The organism is Psychrobacter sp. SC65A.3 (assembly GCF_025642195.1).
GTDB lineage: Bacteria > Pseudomonadota > Gammaproteobacteria > Pseudomonadales > Moraxellaceae > Psychrobacter > Psychrobacter cryohalolentis.
This window is the reverse complement of the sequence record NZ_CP106752.1, coordinates 215,933-234,225: the sequence shown is the minus strand read 5'-3', so window position 1 is coordinate 234,225 and position 18,293 is coordinate 215,933. Positions and strand designations below refer to the sequence as shown.

The 18,293-nt window shown below is 42.7% G+C and carries 18 protein-coding genes; 9 read left to right on the top strand and 9 right to left on the bottom strand.

Features of this window, described 5'->3' with window-relative positions:
- Nucleotides 1–528 precede the first annotated feature (528 nt).
- On the top strand, nt 529–885 hold the full coding sequence (locus OEG80_RS01030; RefSeq protein WP_020444409.1) for a hypothetical protein: 357 nt from the start codon (nt 529–531) through the stop codon (nt 883–885).
- A 178-nt stretch (nt 886–1,063) separates the two neighbouring features.
- Here the strand turns inward: OEG80_RS01030 and OEG80_RS01025 are convergent, their stop codons facing one another.
- The 5 genes from OEG80_RS01025 to rpmI all read right to left on the bottom strand — a co-directional run bounded on the left by OEG80_RS01025 (nt 1,064) and on the right by rpmI (nt 6,220).
- Nucleotides 1,064–1,363, bottom strand: a complete 300-nt coding sequence (locus OEG80_RS01025; protein ID WP_011514605.1) for an integration host factor subunit alpha — start codon at nt 1,361–1,363, stop codon at nt 1,064–1,066.
- 247 nt (nt 1,364–1,610) lie between these two features.
- Entirely contained in the window at nt 1,611–4,016 is a 2,406-nt protein-coding gene (gene pheT, locus OEG80_RS01020; RefSeq protein ID WP_263241329.1) for a phenylalanine--tRNA ligase subunit beta, read from the bottom strand.
- A gap of 104 nt (nt 4,017–4,120) precedes the next feature.
- Complete coding sequence (pheS, locus tag OEG80_RS01015; RefSeq protein WP_263241327.1) at nt 4,121–5,176, bottom strand: phenylalanine--tRNA ligase subunit alpha; 1,056 nt, start codon at nt 5,174–5,176, stop codon at nt 4,121–4,123.
- A gap of 339 nt (nt 5,177–5,515) precedes the next feature.
- Complete coding sequence (gene rplT, locus OEG80_RS01010; RefSeq protein WP_011281252.1) at nt 5,516–5,872, bottom strand: 50S ribosomal protein L20; 357 nt, start codon at nt 5,870–5,872, stop codon at nt 5,516–5,518.
- A 150-nt stretch (nt 5,873–6,022) separates the two neighbouring features.
- Entirely contained in the window at nt 6,023–6,220 is a 198-nt protein-coding gene (rpmI, locus tag OEG80_RS01005) for a 50S ribosomal protein L35 (RefSeq protein WP_011514608.1), read from the bottom strand.
- A 534-nt stretch (nt 6,221–6,754) separates the two neighbouring features.
- On the opposite strand from rpmI, the gene hisIE reads away from it, so the two are divergent.
- From hisIE to OEG80_RS00975, 6 genes are all read left to right on the top strand, one after another.
- Complete coding sequence (gene hisIE / locus OEG80_RS01000) at nt 6,755–7,603, top strand: bifunctional phosphoribosyl-AMP cyclohydrolase/phosphoribosyl-ATP diphosphatase HisIE (protein WP_263241326.1); 849 nt, start codon at nt 6,755–6,757, stop codon at nt 7,601–7,603.
- A gap of 189 nt (nt 7,604–7,792) precedes the next feature.
- Nucleotides 7,793–8,035: a Sec-independent protein translocase subunit TatA gene (gene tatA / locus OEG80_RS00995; RefSeq protein WP_263241325.1), complete on the top strand. Its 243-nt coding sequence runs from the start codon at nt 7,793–7,795 to the stop codon at nt 8,033–8,035.
- Between the two features lie 26 nt (nt 8,036–8,061).
- Nucleotides 8,062–8,757: a Sec-independent protein translocase protein TatB gene (gene tatB, locus OEG80_RS00990; protein ID WP_263241324.1), complete on the top strand. Its 696-nt coding sequence runs from the start codon at nt 8,062–8,064 to the stop codon at nt 8,755–8,757.
- Nucleotides 8,757–9,641, top strand: coding sequence for a twin-arginine translocase subunit TatC (tatC, locus tag OEG80_RS00985; RefSeq protein WP_263241322.1), 885 nt, complete (start codon nt 8,757–8,759; stop codon nt 9,639–9,641). Before tatB ends, tatC begins: the two co-directional genes overlap by 1 nt.
- A 218-nt stretch (nt 9,642–9,859) precedes the next feature.
- Nucleotides 9,860–11,359 (top strand): UvrD-helicase domain-containing protein, encoded by a 1,500-nt coding sequence (locus OEG80_RS00980; RefSeq protein ID WP_263241320.1) that lies wholly within the window; start codon nt 9,860–9,862, stop codon nt 11,357–11,359.
- Between the two features lie 104 nt (nt 11,360–11,463).
- A complete protein-coding gene (locus OEG80_RS00975) occupies nt 11,464–12,486 on the top strand; it encodes a tRNA dihydrouridine synthase (RefSeq protein WP_263241318.1) in 1,023 nt (340 codons plus the stop codon).
- A 49-nt stretch (nt 12,487–12,535) separates the two neighbouring features.
- On the opposite strand, the gene OEG80_RS00970 is transcribed toward OEG80_RS00975, so the two are convergent.
- Together OEG80_RS00970 and OEG80_RS00965 are read right to left on the bottom strand one after the other, a co-directional pair.
- Entirely contained in the window at nt 12,536–12,961 is a 426-nt protein-coding gene (locus OEG80_RS00970) for an MAPEG family protein (protein WP_263241317.1), read from the bottom strand.
- Between the two features lie 14 nt (nt 12,962–12,975).
- Nucleotides 12,976–13,389, bottom strand: coding sequence for an OsmC family protein (locus OEG80_RS00965; RefSeq protein ID WP_011514616.1), 414 nt, complete (start codon nt 13,387–13,389; stop codon nt 12,976–12,978).
- Nucleotides 13,390–13,878: 489 nt separating this feature from the next.
- Between OEG80_RS00965 and OEG80_RS00960 the strand changes: the two genes are divergently transcribed.
- Nucleotides 13,879–14,400 carry an RNA pyrophosphohydrolase gene (locus tag OEG80_RS00960; RefSeq protein ID WP_011514617.1) on the top strand — a complete coding sequence of 174 codons (522 nt, stop codon included), beginning with the start codon at nt 13,879–13,881 and terminating at the stop codon, nt 14,398–14,400.
- Nucleotides 14,401–14,497: 97 nt separating this feature from the next.
- Here the strand turns inward: OEG80_RS00960 and OEG80_RS00955 are convergent, their stop codons facing one another.
- Together OEG80_RS00955 and OEG80_RS00950 are read right to left on the bottom strand one after the other, a co-directional pair.
- Nucleotides 14,498–15,322: an NRDE family protein gene (locus OEG80_RS00955; protein WP_263241316.1), complete on the bottom strand. Its 825-nt coding sequence runs from the start codon at nt 15,320–15,322 to the stop codon at nt 14,498–14,500.
- A gap of 197 nt (nt 15,323–15,519) precedes the next feature.
- The gene (locus tag OEG80_RS00950) at nt 15,520–17,193 is read right to left on the bottom strand and encodes a DUF4139 domain-containing protein (protein ID WP_263241314.1); all 1,674 of its coding nucleotides are present in this window, start codon (nt 17,191–17,193) and stop codon (nt 15,520–15,522) included.
- A 157-nt stretch (nt 17,194–17,350) separates the two neighbouring features.
- On the opposite strand from OEG80_RS00950, the gene lgt reads away from it, so the two are divergent.
- Nucleotides 17,351–18,235 carry a prolipoprotein diacylglyceryl transferase gene (gene lgt, locus OEG80_RS00945; protein ID WP_263241312.1) on the top strand — a complete coding sequence of 295 codons (885 nt, stop codon included), beginning with the start codon at nt 17,351–17,353 and terminating at the stop codon, nt 18,233–18,235.
- Nucleotides 18,236–18,293: the final 58 nt, after the last annotated feature.

Sequence of the window (18,293 nt, the reverse complement as noted above, 5' to 3'; positions counted from 1 at the left end):
TACGATATCTTATGCCACTCATATCGATCATGATTCATGTTATATAGTTTTTAGCTCAATCCTTTGATGTCATGTCATATCTTGATAACCTTTGCTAATTTCATCTGCCACAGACTACAAACTGCTTTAAAACACTTAGCACTTTTTTATATTTACAGCCAGTTGTTATGACTACCATTGAGCATTACTTATGTATCCGCTATCTTCTTTATTATGCTGTCATAAATAGCGCAAACAGATACAAAGTACCAGACATAAGAAATTTCTCTGCAATAAGCAGATGTCGTTGATTATACGTCGATTAATTTGACTTTTTGTATGGATAATTATGTAAAATAAGTAAAATAAAACCCTATTTACAATTTTATTGTAACTTAATTGTACAACCTCTTTCTATGCAGAAAGAAATCATATAGAATGCGTGAAAGCTGAGTAGCTGTGACTAAGACTAGTTGAATATCTGAGACATCTCGGATGTTCAACCTTTTTTGCTGCTACTGCTCATTTAATTATCCCGGAGAAAACCTTATGAACTTAAAATTACTTGCTCTAGCTGGTATCATGACTGCAACTATGGGCTTAACTGCCTGTGATAGCAACAAAGAAAACGCTGCTGAAGATTTATCTGACGCTCAAGAAGAAGTAACTGATGCTTCTGAGCAATTAGACGAAGCTGCTGCTGCTGGCGAAGCTGTTCCTGCTGAAGCAGAAGCTGCTGTTGCTGGCGCTGAAGCTGATATCGCTGATGCACAACTTGCTACTGCTACTGACGAAATTGATGCTGAAGTACCTGTAGACGGTACTACTACTAGCGTTGACGTAGCTAGCGAAACTCCAGCTGTAGACGCAGCTGACGAAGTTGTAGTTGAGCAACCAGCTCAGTAATTTTTATTTTTATAAATAAAAATACTGTACTAAAAAAAAGAGAGCTTATGCTCTCTTTTTTTATGCCTGCAATTTATGTTTTATATAACTGAGACAATGTCGCATAAAAAAATGATGGCTATAACAGTCGATTTAATAGACAACTGCGAACCATCACTTTTAATCTTACTCACTACTATTATTGGTCAAATAGGCGCTCATCGACCTGTTGACGGAATTTTTGTCCTGTTTTAAAGGTCACAACGCGGCGCGCTGATACGGCGACGGGCTCCCCTGTCTTAGGGTTGCGTCCTGGGCGACTATTTTTGTCTTTAAGCTCAAAGTTGCCAAAGCCTGAAAGCTTGACCTCTTTGCCATCAATCAAACTCTCTGACAGTTCGTCAAAAAAATTCTCTACCAAACAGCGACCTTCTTGGCGCGTTAGGTTTAGATGATTCATCAAATGCTCGATCATGTCAGATTTGGTTAAGGTGCTCACAGTACGACTCCTATGCTATGTCGTGATGTCGAATATCATGGTTTAGCGGTATGAGAATTAGTGTTAGCTATTATAAAGGTTTTTGTGCGTCTTTTTAATAAAGTCTGCATTAAAATCCTTTATTAATAACTACTTAACTTACTCTATGAATAAAATCTTCTATTATTTAATAATTTTTATAAATAGCAAAAATCCATAGCCTCATTTATATTGAGGCTATAGATTATTTGTCTTTTTCGATTAGAGGTTAGCTGTCACGTAGCTGTGCTGAATGCTCAACCGTTAATGCTTGTACCACTTTATCAGTGGCCGTTTTTACAGCGTCATCCGATAAGGTTTGCATTTTATCTTGCCATATCAGCGCAAAAGCTAATGAGCGTTGACCCGCTGGCACTTTATCACCTTGATACACATCAAATAGCCACATATCTGTCAATAGCTCACCGGCTGCCGCGCGTATCGTCGCCTCTAACGTCTGTAAGCTAATATCGCTATCGACTAAGATGGCAATATCACGGCGTACTTGCGGGAATTTGCTTGGCGTGGTGATGGCATGCTGTTCACGAGCAAGCGTTAGTAACGGTGCCAATGACAACTGCGCAACCCAAGTAGCAGACAGGTCCAGTTGCTTAGATGTATTCGGATGTAATTGCCCCAACCAACCGACATACTGATCATCGATATAAAGCTTGGCACTTTGACCCGGATGCAAGAAAGCTAGCTCACTACGCTCATAGCGGATACGCGCACCATCCACTTGCGCAGGTAATAATTGCTCAATATCATGCTTAAGATCATAAAAGTCTAACGCACGGTTTTGATACGCTTGCTCGTCCCAAACATCTCCGACTGCTACTAATGCAATACTTGGCGTTTGTACTAACTCGCTAATACTTTGACCAACAAAGCTAAGCCCAGTTTCAAAGAACCGAACGCGCGGCTGCTGACGATTGAGATTGTACTGCACGCAAGGCAATAAGCTTGATAGCAAAGTACGGCGCATCACGGCTAAGTCACTAGAGATAGGATTGGCCAGTGCCAGTACTTCTCCTAGGGCTTTATCATCGAGCAAGGCTTCTATTTTTGCGTCACTAAAGCTAAAGCTGATCGCTTCCATATAGCCATTATCGACTAGCGAAAGCTTCATCTCGTGTGTCAAATCTGCCGTATCGTCATAATCCATACTGACTTGCAGGTGTGGCAAGACGCTTGGAATATTGTCATAGCCATAGATACGAGCAATCTCTTCGATCAAATCTTCTTTAATGCTCATATCAAAGCGATATGATGGCGGCGTACAAATTAGGCTATCTACTTGCTGCTCTACCTTAAAGCCCAATTGGGTTAAGATACGCACCATGACTGCAGGGTCAATCTCAATACCAATGACATCACGAACTTTAGCAATTGGTAAAGTGATCGGTGCGCGTGCTGGTAAATGCTTACTGCTTTCCGCTTTTACTATTTGTCCGGCTTGCCCACCAGTAACGCTAGTAATCAAATCAACAGCGCGCGCTAAAGCAAGCACTGGCAATTCAAAATCAACACCACGCTCAAAGCGCTGTGAGGCATCAGTATGCAGGCCAAAACGGCGTGCACGTGCAGCGATAGCCAATGGATTAAAGAAGGCACTCTCTAACACAATATTGGTGGTACTATCAGTCACACTACTGCGTTGACCGCCCATGATTCCAGCAAGTGCAAGTGCGCCTTTATCATCAGCAATGACCAATTCATCACCGGTTAAGGTAATGGTTTGCTCATTTAGTAAGGTAATGGTTTCTTCAGGCTGTGCCAAACGCACAACGATATCGCCCTCGATAGTATCGGCATCAAAAGCATGTAGCGGCTGACCCAATTCCATCAAGACATAGTTGGTCACATCAACCAAAAAGTTGTGCGAGCGTAGTCCTGACTGAACCAGCGCATCTTGCATCCACTTTGGCGTATCGATACTACGATCGATATTGCTTATCGACTGTAAAAGGTAGCGTGGACAAGCTTCTACAGCACTGACTGTTACAGCTGGCATCACTTCGTTTTGAGTGAAATCGATATTATCAGGGATATTTGGCATTTGTAACGGCAAATCGTTAATCACTGATATCTCGCGCGCAATACCACGTACGCTAAAGCAATCACCGCGATTTGGCGTAATAGAGATATCTAGGATTTGATTGTCTAAGCCCAAATATTCACGGATATCCATACCGATTGGTGCGTTAGCTGGCAATTCAAGCAAACCGTCTATACTGTCGGTTAAATCAATTTCAGAAGCACCGCAGAGCATACCGTTAGAATCGACACCGCGTAGGTTGCCATTTTTAATTGTGAAGCCTTTTTTGTCATCACTTGGCAAAACTGCACCAACAGTCGCAACAGGCACTTTCATACCAATAGTCACATTGGGTGCACCGCAAACGATTTGTAACGGCTCAGCTGCACCAATATTGACCTGTGTGACGCGTAGTTTATCGGCATCTGGATGCTGCTCAACGCTGATAACTTCACCAACGACCACACCACTAAAGGCACGGGCGACCGCAAAGCGATCATCAATCTCTAGCCCTGCCATCGTGAGTTGTTCGGCCAATTGCTCACTGCTATTGTTTGGGTTTACCCATTGACGTAGCCACTGTTCGCTAATTTTCATAAGTATCTCGGATCAGAATTTTATAATAAATATTTTGAAGTAAAGGTTGGCACATTAACTTGTTATATTAACAAGGAGCACTTTTTATATAAACAAAGAGCACTCTAGCCAAACTGCTTTAAGAAGCGTACGTCGTTTTGGAAAAACAGGCGCAAATCATCGATACCGTAGTACAGCATCGCAAAGCGCTCAATACCCATACCAAAGGCAAAACCAGTATACTTTTCGGCATCAATACCGCAGTTGGTCAGCACTTGTGGATGCACCATACCGCAGCCCATGACTTCAAGCCATTTACCATTATCATCTAGGATATCGACTTCAGCAGAAGGTTCGGTAAATGGGAAAAATGACGGGCGGAAACGTACGGTCAGCTCTTTGGCAAAAAACGCTTCCAAGAACTCACTAATCAAGCCTTTTAGCTCAGCAAAAGTGCTCGACTCGGTAACCATTAAACCTTCTAGCTGATGGAACATCGGCGAATGGGTTTGGTCCGAGTCATTACGATAGACGCGACCGGGACAAATAATACGAATCGGCGGCTCATTCTTTTCCATGGTGCGAATTTGCACGGGGCTGGTATGCGTACGCAGTAAATAATGCGCATCAAAATAGAAGGTATCGTGCATCGCCCGTGCTGGATGATGCGACGGAATATTGAGCGCTTCAAAGTTATAGTAATCGCTCTCAACTTCAGGACCAGTGGCTACATTAAAACCCGCTTGTATAAAATACTGCTGCATACGCTGGGTAATCATGGTCACGGGATGCAAATGACCTTTTTGACCACCGCGAGCAGGCAAGGTGATATCAATGCTTTCGCTTGCAAGCTTAGCATTTAGTGCAGCCACTTCTAGCTGCTGCTGCTGCTCTGTCAACGCATCTTGAATACGGCTACGGACTTGATGCAACCAGCCGCCGTAGGTTTTTTTATCGTCGCTGCTGAGTTTGCCCATCTGCTTTGACCAGCCAGTTAAGGGACTCTTTTTACCGGTCAATTGCACCCGCAAATCTTGCAACGCACGCACATTGGTTACTTGTAGAATCAAGGCTTCAGCGGCACTGGCCAACTCATTTAGCTGAGCTTCATTAAGCTCGCTTAGCTCTGTGGACAAGGTCGGTAGCGCCGACAAATCGGTGGTAGCAGCAGGGGTAGTCATAAGACGCATTCTTCCTGATTTAAACGGACTATTAATAATAGTGATAGGTAATTGTAGGGATTTGACCAAATATTGCAAATCATTTACCCATTCATGTGACGATAATTTCAATGATATGAATGGCTTGAATATTTAGACGATGATAAACGCTATCCTATAACAGCGTATGTGATTCTGGTACTAAAAGTGGGCAGTCAGACAATGTGATATAAAAAAAGCCACCGACCAGCGGTAGCTTTTATTAATATCAACCTATTAATCAATATTATTCCTATCCATGTAGATAACTACTTATCAATAATGATTTAAAAAGCAGCCTACCTAAAGGAAGGTTAATATTTATGCCAGTTCCGCTTTAGCTTTTTCGACCAACGCTGTGAAAGTCGCTGCATCATGCATAGCGATGTCAGCAAGTACGCGACGATCGATTGCAATGTTAGCTTTTTTCATGCCATTGATAAAGCGGCTATAGCTTAAGCCGTTTAAGCGTGCACCAGCATTGATACGTGCAATCCAAAGACGACGGAAAGTACGTTTTTTGTTGCGACGGTCACGATAAGCATATTGACCAGCTTTGGTCACTGCCTGTACCGCTACGCGGTAAACACGTGAACGGGCACCGTAGTAGCCTTTTGCACGCTTTAAGATTTTTTTGTGACGACGATTCGCCTGTACACCACGTTTTACACGGGCCATAAATTACTCCAAGATATTTTTAATCATTATTAAACGAATCACGATGTCATCAGATAATAGACATCGTTATCAAATTGCAAAGTCATATACTTTTAATTCAGTAGCTATTCATTAAACAGCGCTTAATTAAAGATAAATGACGATAGCCTATTAAATGTATGGGCACATACGACGAACTGCTGCTTCGTCAGACTTGTGCACCAATTTAAGACCACGCAACTGGCGAATACGCTTAGGTGATTTCTTGGTCAAAATATGGCTTTTGAATGCTTGCTTACGCTTAAAGCCGTTCGCTGTTTTTTTGAAGCGTTTAGCTGCACCGCTTCTGGTTTTCATCTTATTTTTCATGATGATTTGCCTCTTTTTCTGTTTTAGAACCTGGTCGTCAAATAGTCAATAATGATTAGTGGCTGTAAAAACAGGCACCAAACCTCTATTTGCCTCGAGGTGGGAGGCGACATTTTAACAGATCGTGCGCTATTTTGCCAAGGAAAGTTTTAACGCTGTTTAGCGTATGTTGTTCTTTCTAATCACAAATACCTTGCTGCTTATTTTCGTCTTCCAAACCTTGATTATTAGCCACTTAAAGCACACGCTTAGCAGCAAAAATTGAGCAGCCACAAGCGATAGCTAGCTGAAAACAAACTAGGCGAATTAAAAACACTGTTAATTTACAATTCTTGCTGTATCAAAATTCAGCTCGAGTATAATTGTGCTGTATTTACTGATTTAACATATTGAATGTCAGCTTAAGCTGTGTTTAAGTAGAGACTGCGTATTGATAAAGCGCTCGCATAAATGACAGATAGGCTGAATAACTATTATTTAGCGAATACTTAGCGACTTTTTATTATTTTCTACCTATAAGATGGCAACAAGATTATGACTTCACCTGCTTGGCTGGCTGCCGTAAATTTTAATGCAGATGGTTTGATTCCTGCAATTGCTCAAGATCATAAGTCTGGGCGTATTTTGATGATGGCGTGGATGAATGACGAATCCCTACAATTAACCGCACAAACGCAGACAGCGGTTTATTTTTCGCGCTCACGTGCCAAATTGTGGCATAAAGGCGAGTCATCGGGTCATACTCAGACCGTACATGATATTCGCTTGGACTGTGATGCAGATGTGATTGTACTTAGTGTCACTCAGGCTGGCGGTATCGCTTGCCATACTGGTCGCGAGTCTTGCTTCTATCAGCGTTTGGATTTATCAGGGCAAACGCCTGAGTGGCAAACGGTTGATAAAGTATTGAAGGATCCTGCTGATATTTATCATTCAAATACAGTAACACAAGCCACGCCTGAAATTAATGAAGCGGCGGCGGAAAATATAGACCATTCACACAGCCATCAAAATAACAGCCTTGCTACCACTCATTCCATTTTGCAGCAGCTTGATAAAGTATTAGGAGAACGCAAACAAGCGGATGCCGATAGCTCATATGTAGCAAGCTTATACGCCAAGGGTTTGAATAAAATATTAGAAAAAGTCGGTGAAGAAAGTACTGAAAGTATCATCGCTGCTAAAGACTTTGCCAATTGCAATGAAAATACGGATAAAGCCCAATATGACGAAGCGCGTCATGAGCTGATCTATGAAGTCGCTGATGTTTGGTTCCATACCTTAGTAGGTTTGGCTTGGTTCGATATCGAGTCAGAGGCAGTATTAAATGAGCTAGGTCGACGCTTTGGTCTCTCAGGTATTGATGAAAAATCCGCTCGATAGCGTTTTATAAGATTAGCCATTACCCTGTTTGATTATTGTTGCTTTCACCTTTTTGTCATAACAGCAGGTTATAATATAGTGACGTGTTACTTCGCATAAGCGGTCGATAGCTTTTGTGTACGATCACAATACTCTATACACTCAACATATTCCTATAAAGACTGAAAACCAAGATATAAGGATAGCATTATGGGCAGTTTTTCCATTACGCATTGGCTGATTTTATTGGTGGTGGTGGTTGTCGTATTTGGCACCTCCAAACTGAGAAATGCTGGTAAAGATTTGGGCGGTGCGGTCAAAGGTTTTAAAGAAGCCGTCAAAGATGAAAATACTGAACATGCCAAAAAGCAAGTGGTGCTTGACCATGATGGCAACGCACACACTGAAGAGCGCCCAACAACCAGTAAGGTTGATGACACGCATAATGTATAGCATCTAGACAGTGACATCGAAACATTATGTTTGATATTGGGTTTTCTGAATTATTGCTTTTTGGCGTCATTGCCTTAATCGTCTTGGGGCCAGAAAAGCTGCCCCAAGCGGCGCGTACCGCTGGGCAATGGTATGCCAAAATTCGCCGCACGGTTTCTACTTTACAATCTGAAATCGAAGCAGAACTTGACTTAGCTGAGACGCGCCAGCAAATGCAAAAAGAGCTGGCCAAAATTCGCCAGACTGAAGCAGAAATGCGCCGTGAAATGGCAGAAATGCGCGGCAGTATGCAAGAGTTTGAATCCTCGAAAAACCAGCATTTAAAGGTATCGCGTGATCTAGTCGATGACGCTAAGCCAAGACAAAGTAGCCAAGCCAGTAGTGAGAATGATGATAATCGACCAGTGAGCCCAAAATCCTTTGACTATGCCTACGATAGTAATAGACAGGCTGAGAAACCAGAAAGCTCTGAGCAGCCATCGGCACAAGGTGATAACGACAGTCTAAAAACTGACTTTAATGATAACGCCAATCCAGTGATTCAAACCATCATAACTAGACCGTGGGAAAACATGTGGTTTCGTCTTGGTGCTTATGATAAAGCGCGTCGTTTGCCGCAACCGCCTTACTTACCAAACTATAAAGCCGATATCTTACTCAACAGCCATCTAGACAGTCCTTTACCCAAACAGACTTCTGTTAATAAGCAGGAGAGTAATTAGTGGGCTTATTTAAACGTAAAAAAAGCCGTCAAGAAAAAGTCGCGGATTCAGATATCGAGACCTCAACAGCTACCATTAATGATAATGTCGACAGCAATACTGACGACTCTGGCGATATCCTAAACTCACTTGGCGATATGCCGATTACCGAGCATTTGATTGAGCTGCGTCGTCATTTGATTAAGATATGTGTTGCCGTACTGGTAATATTCTTAGCATTGGTCGGATTTTCCCGCGAGCTGTATGATTTTTTGTCCGACCCATTGGTTGCCCAGTTGCCTGCCAACTCAACGATGATCGCGACGGATATCACTTCCAACTTTATGGCACCGATACGCCTGACTGTTTTTGTCGCTGCATTCTTTGCAATGCCCTACATTTTGTATCAAATCTGGTCGTTTGTCGCACCCGGTTTATATAAGAAAGAGAAAAAAATCGCGATTCCCGTTTTGATGTCCTCTATATTTTTATTTTATGCGGGTGTGGCTTTCTCTTATTTTATTGTCCTTAAAGGGGTTCTCAAGTTCTTTATTATGTTCGCGCCGCAGAACGTCTTGCCGATGACAGATATCGACAGTTATTTAAGTTTTGCACTTAAACTCTTTATGGTCTTTGGTTTAACCTTTGAGATTCCAGTCGTCACCTTGCTATTGATATTGACTGGCGTCGTCTCCATTCAGAGCTTAGAAGATAAACGTCGTTATATTATTGTCGGCTGTTTTGCCGTTGCTGCGGTCGTTACACCGCCTGATGGGGTGTCGATGTTGATGCTCGCCATTCCGATGTGGTTACTATTTGAGCTAGGATTATTTTTAGCGAAAATATTAATTAAAGAAGAGCACAGTCCTGCTTTAGCAAGCAATACAGGGTTAAATAAAGAATAACATCACTTGTCAGACACTTATTCCAAAAACAGCCAACGCGCTAATCTGTTAATATAACCTACTTATTTCTACCTTTATTTTCTATGAGTTTTTGTATTATTGTCATGTGCACTTGCAAGTATTTTGCAATTTCATATGACGAGCCAGCCATTGTCTATACAGTGGCTTTTTTTACCCCCGTCATTTTTGATCCGTTTTACTCTTTTAGGTAATTTTTTATGTCCACATCTATGCCAGCTTATATGAGCGATCCCACTGATGAGCAACTGAGCGCTCTCAACATGGCGATGGATCACAAGTCATTTAAAGTGGTGGCTTATGCGGGTGCTGGTAAGACGACGACCTTAAAACTGATTGGTGAGCGTTTGCGTGGCCGCGGCTTATATTTAGCTTTTAACAAGACGATTGCCAATGATGCACGCTCAAAGTTTCCACCGCATGTGGAATGTCGCACTTTTCATTCGCTTGCTTATCGGCATGTCGCCCGTGATATCACTGCTAAGCTGTCGTTGCCGCGTTTTTCACCCAAACGTCTGGGTGATGATTTGGGCTTGCAACCCGTCCAAGTACGTCGGCAAATGGATGGTATAAATAAATACATTACGCTCACCCCAGCCCGATTATCGCGTTTTGTCAGTGATGCTGTCAGCAATTTTTGTAGCACCCATGCCAGCTACCCTGCACCAAGGCATATTGAATTTCCCAGCTGGCTCGATGATTCAGATGCAGAGCAATTACGTGAGATGCTCTATCCAGCCGTCGAGCAGCGTTGGCTACAGTCGATTGATGCGCGCCATCCAGCTGGTATCGGGCATGATATTTATCTTAAATTATGGGCACTGTCTAAACCCAGTATTCCAGCTGATTTTATTTTGTTTGATGAAGCCCAAGATGCCGATCCATTGATGATGGGAATTTTAACCCAGCAGCCACGGCAAGTAATTTATGTGGGTGACGCTCATCAGCAGATTTATGAATGGCGCGGCGCAGTCAATGCGATGAAAAAACTACCCTTACCACAAACCTTATTGACCCAGTCGTTTCGTTTTGGCGAACCGATTGCTGAAATTGCCAATACTTTGCTCAAAGCATTGCAAGAAGATGTCCCGTTAAAAGGCAATCCTAATAAGCAATCTTCTACTGATAAGGGTATGGTACACAGTAAAAAAGATGCCATCCTTTGCCGCACCAATGCGGCAGCAATGTCGCAACTATTGACTGGACTCAAGCTCGGTCACCGCGTGGCGCTACAAGCTGATACCGATCGTATGCTTAAATTTTGTCAGGCCGCCGAAAACTTAAAAAATGGCAAGTCTGCTTATGGCGTGCCTGAACTGGCATACTTTTATAATTGGGGCGATGTACAAGAGTACTCTGAAACCAATGAAGGCAGCGATCTAAAAACACTGGTGAAATTGGTCGATGATCATGGCACCAATGTCCTGAGCCAAGCTGTCAATAGTCTTACCAGTATCGAAAATGCTAACTATGTTATCTCCACTGCCCATAAGGCGAAAGGGCTTGAATGGGGAAAAGTACAGCTCGATGATGACTTCTATTATGATGTGACGACCAATGCCGTCAAGATAAGTCCAGAAGAGTTGCGTTTACTATACGTCGCTTGCACGCGTGCCCAGAGCAATTTGGACATCCATAATATCAAAGACTTGATATCAGGCTTACAGACAGGCAAAAAAGTGATTTTTGGTAATACTTAATCTTCCTAACTTCATCAATCTTTGTATTTGCCACTCTAAACCTCTAGCCTACCTTTCTTTATGTCAACCTTTTAATAGCAACCTTTTAGCAGTGAACAACAAGCATGAATACTAATCAGCAACTTCAAATACGTCAAAACACCATCCGTCAGTTATTTGCCAATCCTGTCCGCTTACTTGCGCCAATGGAAGGCCTAACCGATCCATTGATGCGGCAAATCCTCACGCAAATTGCATCAGACTTGGGTCGCCCTTATGATTGGTCGGTTAGCGAATTTATCCGTGTGACTCAGCATGTCTTACCCGCGCATGTATTCTATAAATACGTTCCAGAATTGCGTCATGATGCCAAGACTGCTTGTGGCACACCTATTCATATCCAGTTGCTTGGCAGTGAAGCGCAACTCATGGCAGAAAATGCCGCTTATGCTGCCGAGCTTGGTGCGCCAGCGATTGACATCAACTTTGGTTGTCCTGCCAAGACTGTCAATAGCCACCGTGGTGGTTCGGTATTATTGGATGAGCCCGAAACTATGTATCAGATTATCAGCGCGGTGCGGCAAGCTGTTCCCGCTCATATTCCAGTCTCGGCCAAAATACGTTTAGGCTATACCGATACCAGTCGCATGGATGATATCAAAGCTGCGATTAACGACAGTGGTGCTGATTGGCTAACTGTTCATGCACGAACCAAAACCCAAGGCTATAAGCCGCCAGCCTATTGGGACAAGATTCAAAGCTTTAATGCGCTTGATATTCCCGTCATTGCCAATGGCGAAATATGGAATGCAGAGCACGCACAAAATTGTATGACGCAATCGGGTACAGAGCATTTGATGTTGGGTCGCGGTGCAGTTACCCGTCCCGACTTAATTGCACAGGTTGATAGAGAACATAGTCAGACTTTAAATAATGAAACAACATTGTTATGGCAAGAACTGATTGCGCATCAGATTAAATTTCTGCAAGGCACGGCAAAAAGCGATATTGTATTGGTCGGTCGTTATAAACAATGGTTAGCGATGCTCACCAAAGGCTATAGCGAGGCGAAGATATTATGGGACAGTATTAAAAGAGAGAAAAATAAAGCAGCTATCATTAGCGCACTACAAATGAGTGCACAGTAACGTTAGCTGCTTTTATCTTATAAGCATTAGTTTTTTCAATCAGCTGCTACTATACACTGACTCGAATAGCTAAATAAAAGAGCATGAGACAGCAGGCAATAGAAAGACCCCAAAGGATAGAGCGGAACATCGCCAAATTAGTGATGTAAGCCACGCAAAAACCGATACGAATCAGCACGTATAGCCAAGCCAATGTATTTACAATCAGCTGTGGCACAAAAAACAGCATCGCTGCTAAGACTGCAGCTAAGAATACCGGTAAAGTCTCATAGCTATTCTGCTGCGCGGCATTAGCACGTGCAGCAGCGCCCGTCGTACCCTGTAAAAAATCTCGTGGATGGGAATTGTCAGCCAAATTAAAGCCGCCGAGCATTTTTGCAGTCAATGCCATTGTTAATGGCAGCAAACTGGCTACCACCATTGCCCAAATGGCTGACGATGCGGTATCAGAGACCAATCCTAAGAATAAATTCATCAATATACTCGCCTTTATCCTGCGATAACTTCAAAGTCATGCGTCACATTGACCCCGCCTTGTACCAACATACGACTGGCTGAGCAGTATTTTTCTGCGGATAATTTAATGGCTTTTTCTACTTGGCTGTCTTTGACATCTTGACCGGTCACGACAAAATGCATATGAATATCAGTATAGACAGCCGGTACGGTTTCGGCACGTTGAGCAGTCAGCTCACAACGTACGTCAGTCACATTTTGACGCGATTTCTGCAAAATCGCCACCACATCATAGCTAGCACAACCTCCAAGCCCTAGTAGAATCAGCTCCATTGGACTGGCGCCTTTTTCTTTATCAGCATCGATTTGTACATTATGCCCTGATGGCGATACACCCATAAAGGCTTTGTTCTCTTGCCATGTAACGCTTGCTTTAGATTCTGACATTTTTAATATTCCTAGTTTTATTTAATAATAGGTTCTTATTTGTTCGATATTATTGGTTCAATATATAAGAATAACTTTATCGATTTAATACTTTATCGTTGATTAAGATAAGCAAAATATGACTAGTGTAGCATAAGCTAAAACCCGCATTAATGAATCAAAAACTCGTATTATTACTTATATTATTAAGTAAGCACTTATAACGATAAGACACTAAAGCAAAAACTTTGACAACAAAATAACTTAGCCAAAAAATATACAAAAGTCTGCTTAAATATCTTTATATAACCCCTTGATTTTAAATCATTAAAGCTGTGAAACATTTTATAGCAAAATACTGTTACACATTTTGTTCTTTTCTTGGTTTAATGATGGTAATGAATCTTATTTTGCCAAAGTATCGATAGCAATCACCCTATAATAATTATGATTGCTGTCACTGTGCCTTGTTGAAATAAGCTATTTTTAAACATTTTAAAAGGTTACGTCATGATAGATGCAGACGGCTTTCGCGCCAATGTCGGCATCATCTTGGCAAATACACAAGGGCAAGTTCTGTGGGCAAAACGTATTGGTCACAACGCTTGGCAGTTCCCTCAAGGCGGTATCGACCGTGGGGAGACGCCGATGGATGCGATGTATCGTGAGCTCTGGGAAGAGGTCGGTCTACATCCGCGTCATGTCGATTTGCTAGCGGTGACGCAAGATTGGTTGCGTTATCGTCTGCCAAAACGCTATGTGCGTCATGGACAGTACCCTTTATGTATTGGGCAAAAACAGAAATGGTTTTTGCTACGCTTAGATGAGCCAAATACCCAACACATCCGCTTTGATGAGGGAAAACCAGAGTTTGATAACTGGCAATGGGTCAGCTACTGGTATCCACTTGGACAAGTGATTCACTTTAAACGCAGCGTATATCGTCGCGCCTTGCAAGAATTGGTGCCCGAGCTACCGCTTCAACAAGGGCTTATTATTCCGGAACAAAACAACCATTTGTTGGTGGAATAAAGTCACTAATTTTTAATGCAATTAGCACAATAATGAATACCGTTAGTGATATCTAATATCATTAGCGGTATTTTTTTCACTGGATTTTTATAAAAAGCTAATGAGAGCATTCACGGCTGACGATTTCAGCTTGAATGCCTGAATCTTTAATAGTATTTCGTCGTAACGTTAAAATACTTTGTGTCCTTGTACCGTAGCTTGGCACGGCATTATTGGCAGCCTCCTTACTAGCAATGCCAGTAAGATTGGCGCCTTCAATATAAATCGAAGACAGCGCTTGCTCTATTTTGATATCGATACCAGTATCTGGTAACTCTTCTTCTGGTGCTTGAGTATTATCGGACAATACCTTAAAAGCAGCGTCTTGCCAGTATTCAAAATCACTATTTTCGCTAATTAATGGCAATATTTCTTGACGTAACCTGCCACGCAAACGCTCTGTCTTAAACCAACCCTCTTCTGGCTGACCATTAGAGAATACGTGCAAGCCTCCATATAAGGATGTTGGTGCATGACCACGGTTATTAACGACAACCGCTTGTTTGCTATCGCCGATAATCAGATTAAACCCAGCATATTCTTGCAGACTGATTTTCCGTGCAAATTCCATCGGGCTTAAGCAACTGGTCAAAAAACCAGCGACCAATTCACCACGTGAGCGCTCATCATTACTTGCCTGCACACCATCGCGAAAGTTCAATACTGCCGCCCAGCGACCATTTTGCTTATAAAATTCAGCATGCTGCTCTTGGTGAATTCCTAACCACGTACCGCCACTTTGCGCATCACGCCCTGCAAAAATAGGCTTATCTTCCCATTGATGTAGTGGTTCTGTGGGGCGCTGTAAAAACTCATCGCGATTGGACAATAAAACCAAAGGCAGCTCATCAAATAACTGCCAAGCAATGGCGACAATACACATAGAATTCCTTTTATATGATTGTTATATAGTCATTTCAATATAAAATAGGCTCGTTCAAAATAGGGTTATGCTGGGATAAATTTTCCTCGCTTGCTGTGCGCTTCGCACTCCAGAGGCTTCATAAAATTTATCCCAGCAGCATTCCCATCAGGATTGTATTTTTTAAATTGAATCGATTATATGGTTCTGATTTAACATTAATTCGTGTTTAATTTTTTATCCGCAGGATAGCTAATTTGATAGATCGACTGCACAACTTGAGATTGTTGACTCGGTAAATCGAACTCCCACGCTACCATTCCTTTGTTATCATTCCAATCTTTTTTGCTAATCGCTGGTGTATGCGTCGCGGTTACTTTAATGCTGTCATCGCTACTCAAGGGTTCTGCGCCTAACACTTGCATGCGCATACTACGATTGTGCTGATTGGTAAATTGATACGCCTGAGTGATGGTCTTGGTTTGTTGACGATTAAATACGCCTTTATCGCCTTTTTTGTTTTCATCAGTCAGCGGTTTCACAAGTAAGCTCGGATCAACACCAAAACCAATCCCCTGCTCTTTTAGACTCTGATAATCATAGTGCGACTGACCAACATAGTTATCGTCGCGATACAGTTGCAATGAACCATCTGCCCAAGCTGGCGTCAAAAATGGCGCAGACGCATACCAGTAAGCGGCAGCTTCTACGCTCGGTGTACTCCGTAGCCACAGCTTACTGATGCCGGATTGTTCATCAATAATAGTGCGTACGCGTCTGCCATCACTTGGAATACTGACGCGCTGCGGCAGGCGATACTCGGTAATACCATTTTTATTTTGACTACTAACCGTAAAGCTCGGTAGCGGCGCCATACCACCTGCACCGCCATAACTGTCGCTGGCAGAAACAACAACCACTGGAGCAGCTTCCATCATTGGTTGTGCATAACGGCTCAACTTAGCTTGCTCTTCTTCATATAATGACAAACGTTCAACTCTTGGTAGCTGGCTGGTCGTCGTTTGATTGGGATTAACGGTACTTAAGATAACCGGCACGTTGTTCCAATTCTCGCCTGTTTGTTGGGCGATGATGGCAGAGGCGGTGATATTGAGTTGTTTATTATCGGTATTTAAACGCGCTTGATAAGTCGGCTCCCAGCTGGCACCGCGTACTTGATAATGCAATTTCACACTACTGGCAGAACGGCTGGCGGTACGCACACTGACTTGGGTAACATTATTTTGTACCGAGGTGGTACTGCCAGCAACCAGCTGATTTAAATCATCTTTAGCACGGGCTTCTCGTTTTTGTAGCTCTACTATTTTTTTGTTAATACTGGCGGCTTGCGTTTCTAAGTCGCGTGCATTATTGGCAAGGGTGCCAGCAGTAGTGATTTGCGTGACTTTGGTTAGGTTTTGCAAATAGGCTTTGGTCAGGCGTGCCGCTTCCAATTCGGCACTGATATCCGCTAGATTATTCTGCTGAGTCTGTACATTAGCTGCCCCTTGATACTGGCACTGCGCTGCTTGCTCGCCACTCAAGGTTTGAATACTGACTTCACCGATATTAACATTGCCCAGTGCTTGCACATTAATACTGTCGGGTTCAATCGCAGGCGAAAGACAGGAAAAAACCAGAGTCTGCTCACCTGTGCCACTGATGGGCAGTACACGCGTGACACTGGCTAAGCCTTGATAAATGGTAATTTGTTCGATACTACTGGTTGCTGCTTGCGCCGTCATTGGCACGAAAAAACTGAAGGTTGATGCGACTATACACAATAAAGATAATGACAATCTGTTTCGCTGAAGGTTTGGCGATTGCACATCAACTGCGGTAGTTAACCGTTTATCGTGCAAAAATGATCGTGATGATACGGTAGCAGACATGATAATTCCTTAGAAGTTGATGCGCTTTTTTTCATCTTATCGGTTTTTTTAGCGCTTTGCTATTCATTCAATAAACCATACATTTATCATAGTGTTCGCAAGGGATGAATTTTGCTATTATAGACAGCATTTAATTACCAATAATGATGATGCCCTTATGATAATTCATCCTCAGTATAATCCTGTAGCGCTGTCCTTGGGTCCAGTAGAAGTACACTGGTATGGCTTGATGTATTTGCTCGCATTTGCTGCAGCTTTTGGTCTGGCTTGGTATCGCAGCAGCAAACGTGACAATTGGACCACCGATATGGTGTCCGATTTGGTCTTTTATGGTGCGCTTGGTGTCATTTTGGGCGGTCGTATTGGCTATGTGCTGTTTTATCAATTTAGCGAGCTATTACAAAACCCGGCTTATCTATTAAAAGTTTGGGAAGGCGGTATGTCTTTCCACGGCGGTTTTATTGGTGTCATGGTAGGCATGTGGTTTTTTGCTCGTAAATATAAAAAAACAGCCTTCCAAGTATTCGATTTTATCGTGCCTTGCGTGCCGACTGGCTTATTATTTGGTCGCATCGGTAACTATATCAATGGTGAGCTGTGGGGGCGCGTCTCAGACGGTGGCTACAACTGGCTGACTTATTTCCCGCAAGCCGCTGCCTTTGATATGGAGCAATTACAGAGTAATCCACAATTGCAAGAGCTAATGATTGAGGTTAATGGTCAGTATGTGCTGCCGCGTCACCCATCGCAGCTATATGAAGCCTTTGCCGAAGGTCTGCTGCTATTTATCTTCTTATGGTGGTATTCATCAAAGCCGCGTCCACGTATGGCCGCCTCTGCTGTGTTCTTACTGGGTTATGGTATCAGCCGATTTATCATCGAATTCTTCCGCCAGCCTGATGTTGACCAAGGTTTTATTTTATTAGGTTGGATGACCAAAGGACAGCTATTGAGTGCACCGATGATTATCGCTGGTTTGATTATGCTGATTTATGCTTATAAGCGCGGTATTTATGACTGGGGTAAGCAAGCCGCTTATTAAGCTTTATCTTCTTCATGCACCACGTTAAGAACTATATTAAAGATGCGTTTTAATAGCG

Excerpts from the sequence above, each read along its gene's own strand:
- tatB (WP_263241324.1), top strand. The coding sequence starts at position 8,062 with ATGTTTGATATTGGGTTTTCTGAATTATTGCTTTTTGGCGTCATTGCC.
- pheT (WP_263241329.1), bottom strand. The coding sequence starts at position 4,016 with ATGAAAATTAGCGAACAGTGGCTACGTCAATGGGTAAACCCAAACAAT.
- hisIE (WP_263241326.1), top strand. The coding sequence starts at position 6,755 with ATGACTTCACCTGCTTGGCTGGCTGCCGTAAATTTTAATGCAGATGGT.
- tatA (WP_263241325.1), top strand. The coding sequence starts at position 7,793 with ATGGGCAGTTTTTCCATTACGCATTGGCTGATTTTATTGGTGGTGGTG.
- OEG80_RS00965 (WP_011514616.1), bottom strand. The coding sequence starts at position 13,389 with ATGTCAGAATCTAAAGCAAGCGTTACATGGCAAGAGAACAAAGCCTTT.
- OEG80_RS00975 (WP_263241318.1), top strand. The coding sequence starts at position 11,464 with ATGAATACTAATCAGCAACTTCAAATACGTCAAAACACCATCCGTCAG.
- OEG80_RS00970 (WP_263241317.1), bottom strand. The coding sequence starts at position 12,961 with ATGAATTTATTCTTAGGATTGGTCTCTGATACCGCATCGTCAGCCATT.
- rpmI (WP_011514608.1), bottom strand. The coding sequence starts at position 6,220 with ATGAAAAATAAGATGAAAACCAGAAGCGGTGCAGCTAAACGCTTCAAA.
- lgt (WP_263241312.1), top strand. The coding sequence starts at position 17,351 with ATGATAATTCATCCTCAGTATAATCCTGTAGCGCTGTCCTTGGGTCCA.
- OEG80_RS01030 (WP_020444409.1), top strand. The coding sequence starts at position 529 with ATGAACTTAAAATTACTTGCTCTAGCTGGTATCATGACTGCAACTATG.
- OEG80_RS00980 (WP_263241320.1), top strand. The coding sequence starts at position 9,860 with ATGTCCACATCTATGCCAGCTTATATGAGCGATCCCACTGATGAGCAA.
- OEG80_RS00950 (WP_263241314.1), bottom strand. The coding sequence starts at position 17,193 with ATGTCTGCTACCGTATCATCACGATCATTTTTGCACGATAAACGGTTA.
- rplT (WP_011281252.1), bottom strand. The coding sequence starts at position 5,872 with ATGGCCCGTGTAAAACGTGGTGTACAGGCGAATCGTCGTCACAAAAAA.
- pheS (WP_263241327.1), bottom strand. The coding sequence starts at position 5,176 with ATGACTACCCCTGCTGCTACCACCGATTTGTCGGCGCTACCGACCTTG.
- OEG80_RS00960 (WP_011514617.1), top strand. The coding sequence starts at position 13,879 with ATGATAGATGCAGACGGCTTTCGCGCCAATGTCGGCATCATCTTGGCA.
- OEG80_RS00955 (WP_263241316.1), bottom strand. The coding sequence starts at position 15,322 with ATGTGTATTGTCGCCATTGCTTGGCAGTTATTTGATGAGCTGCCTTTG.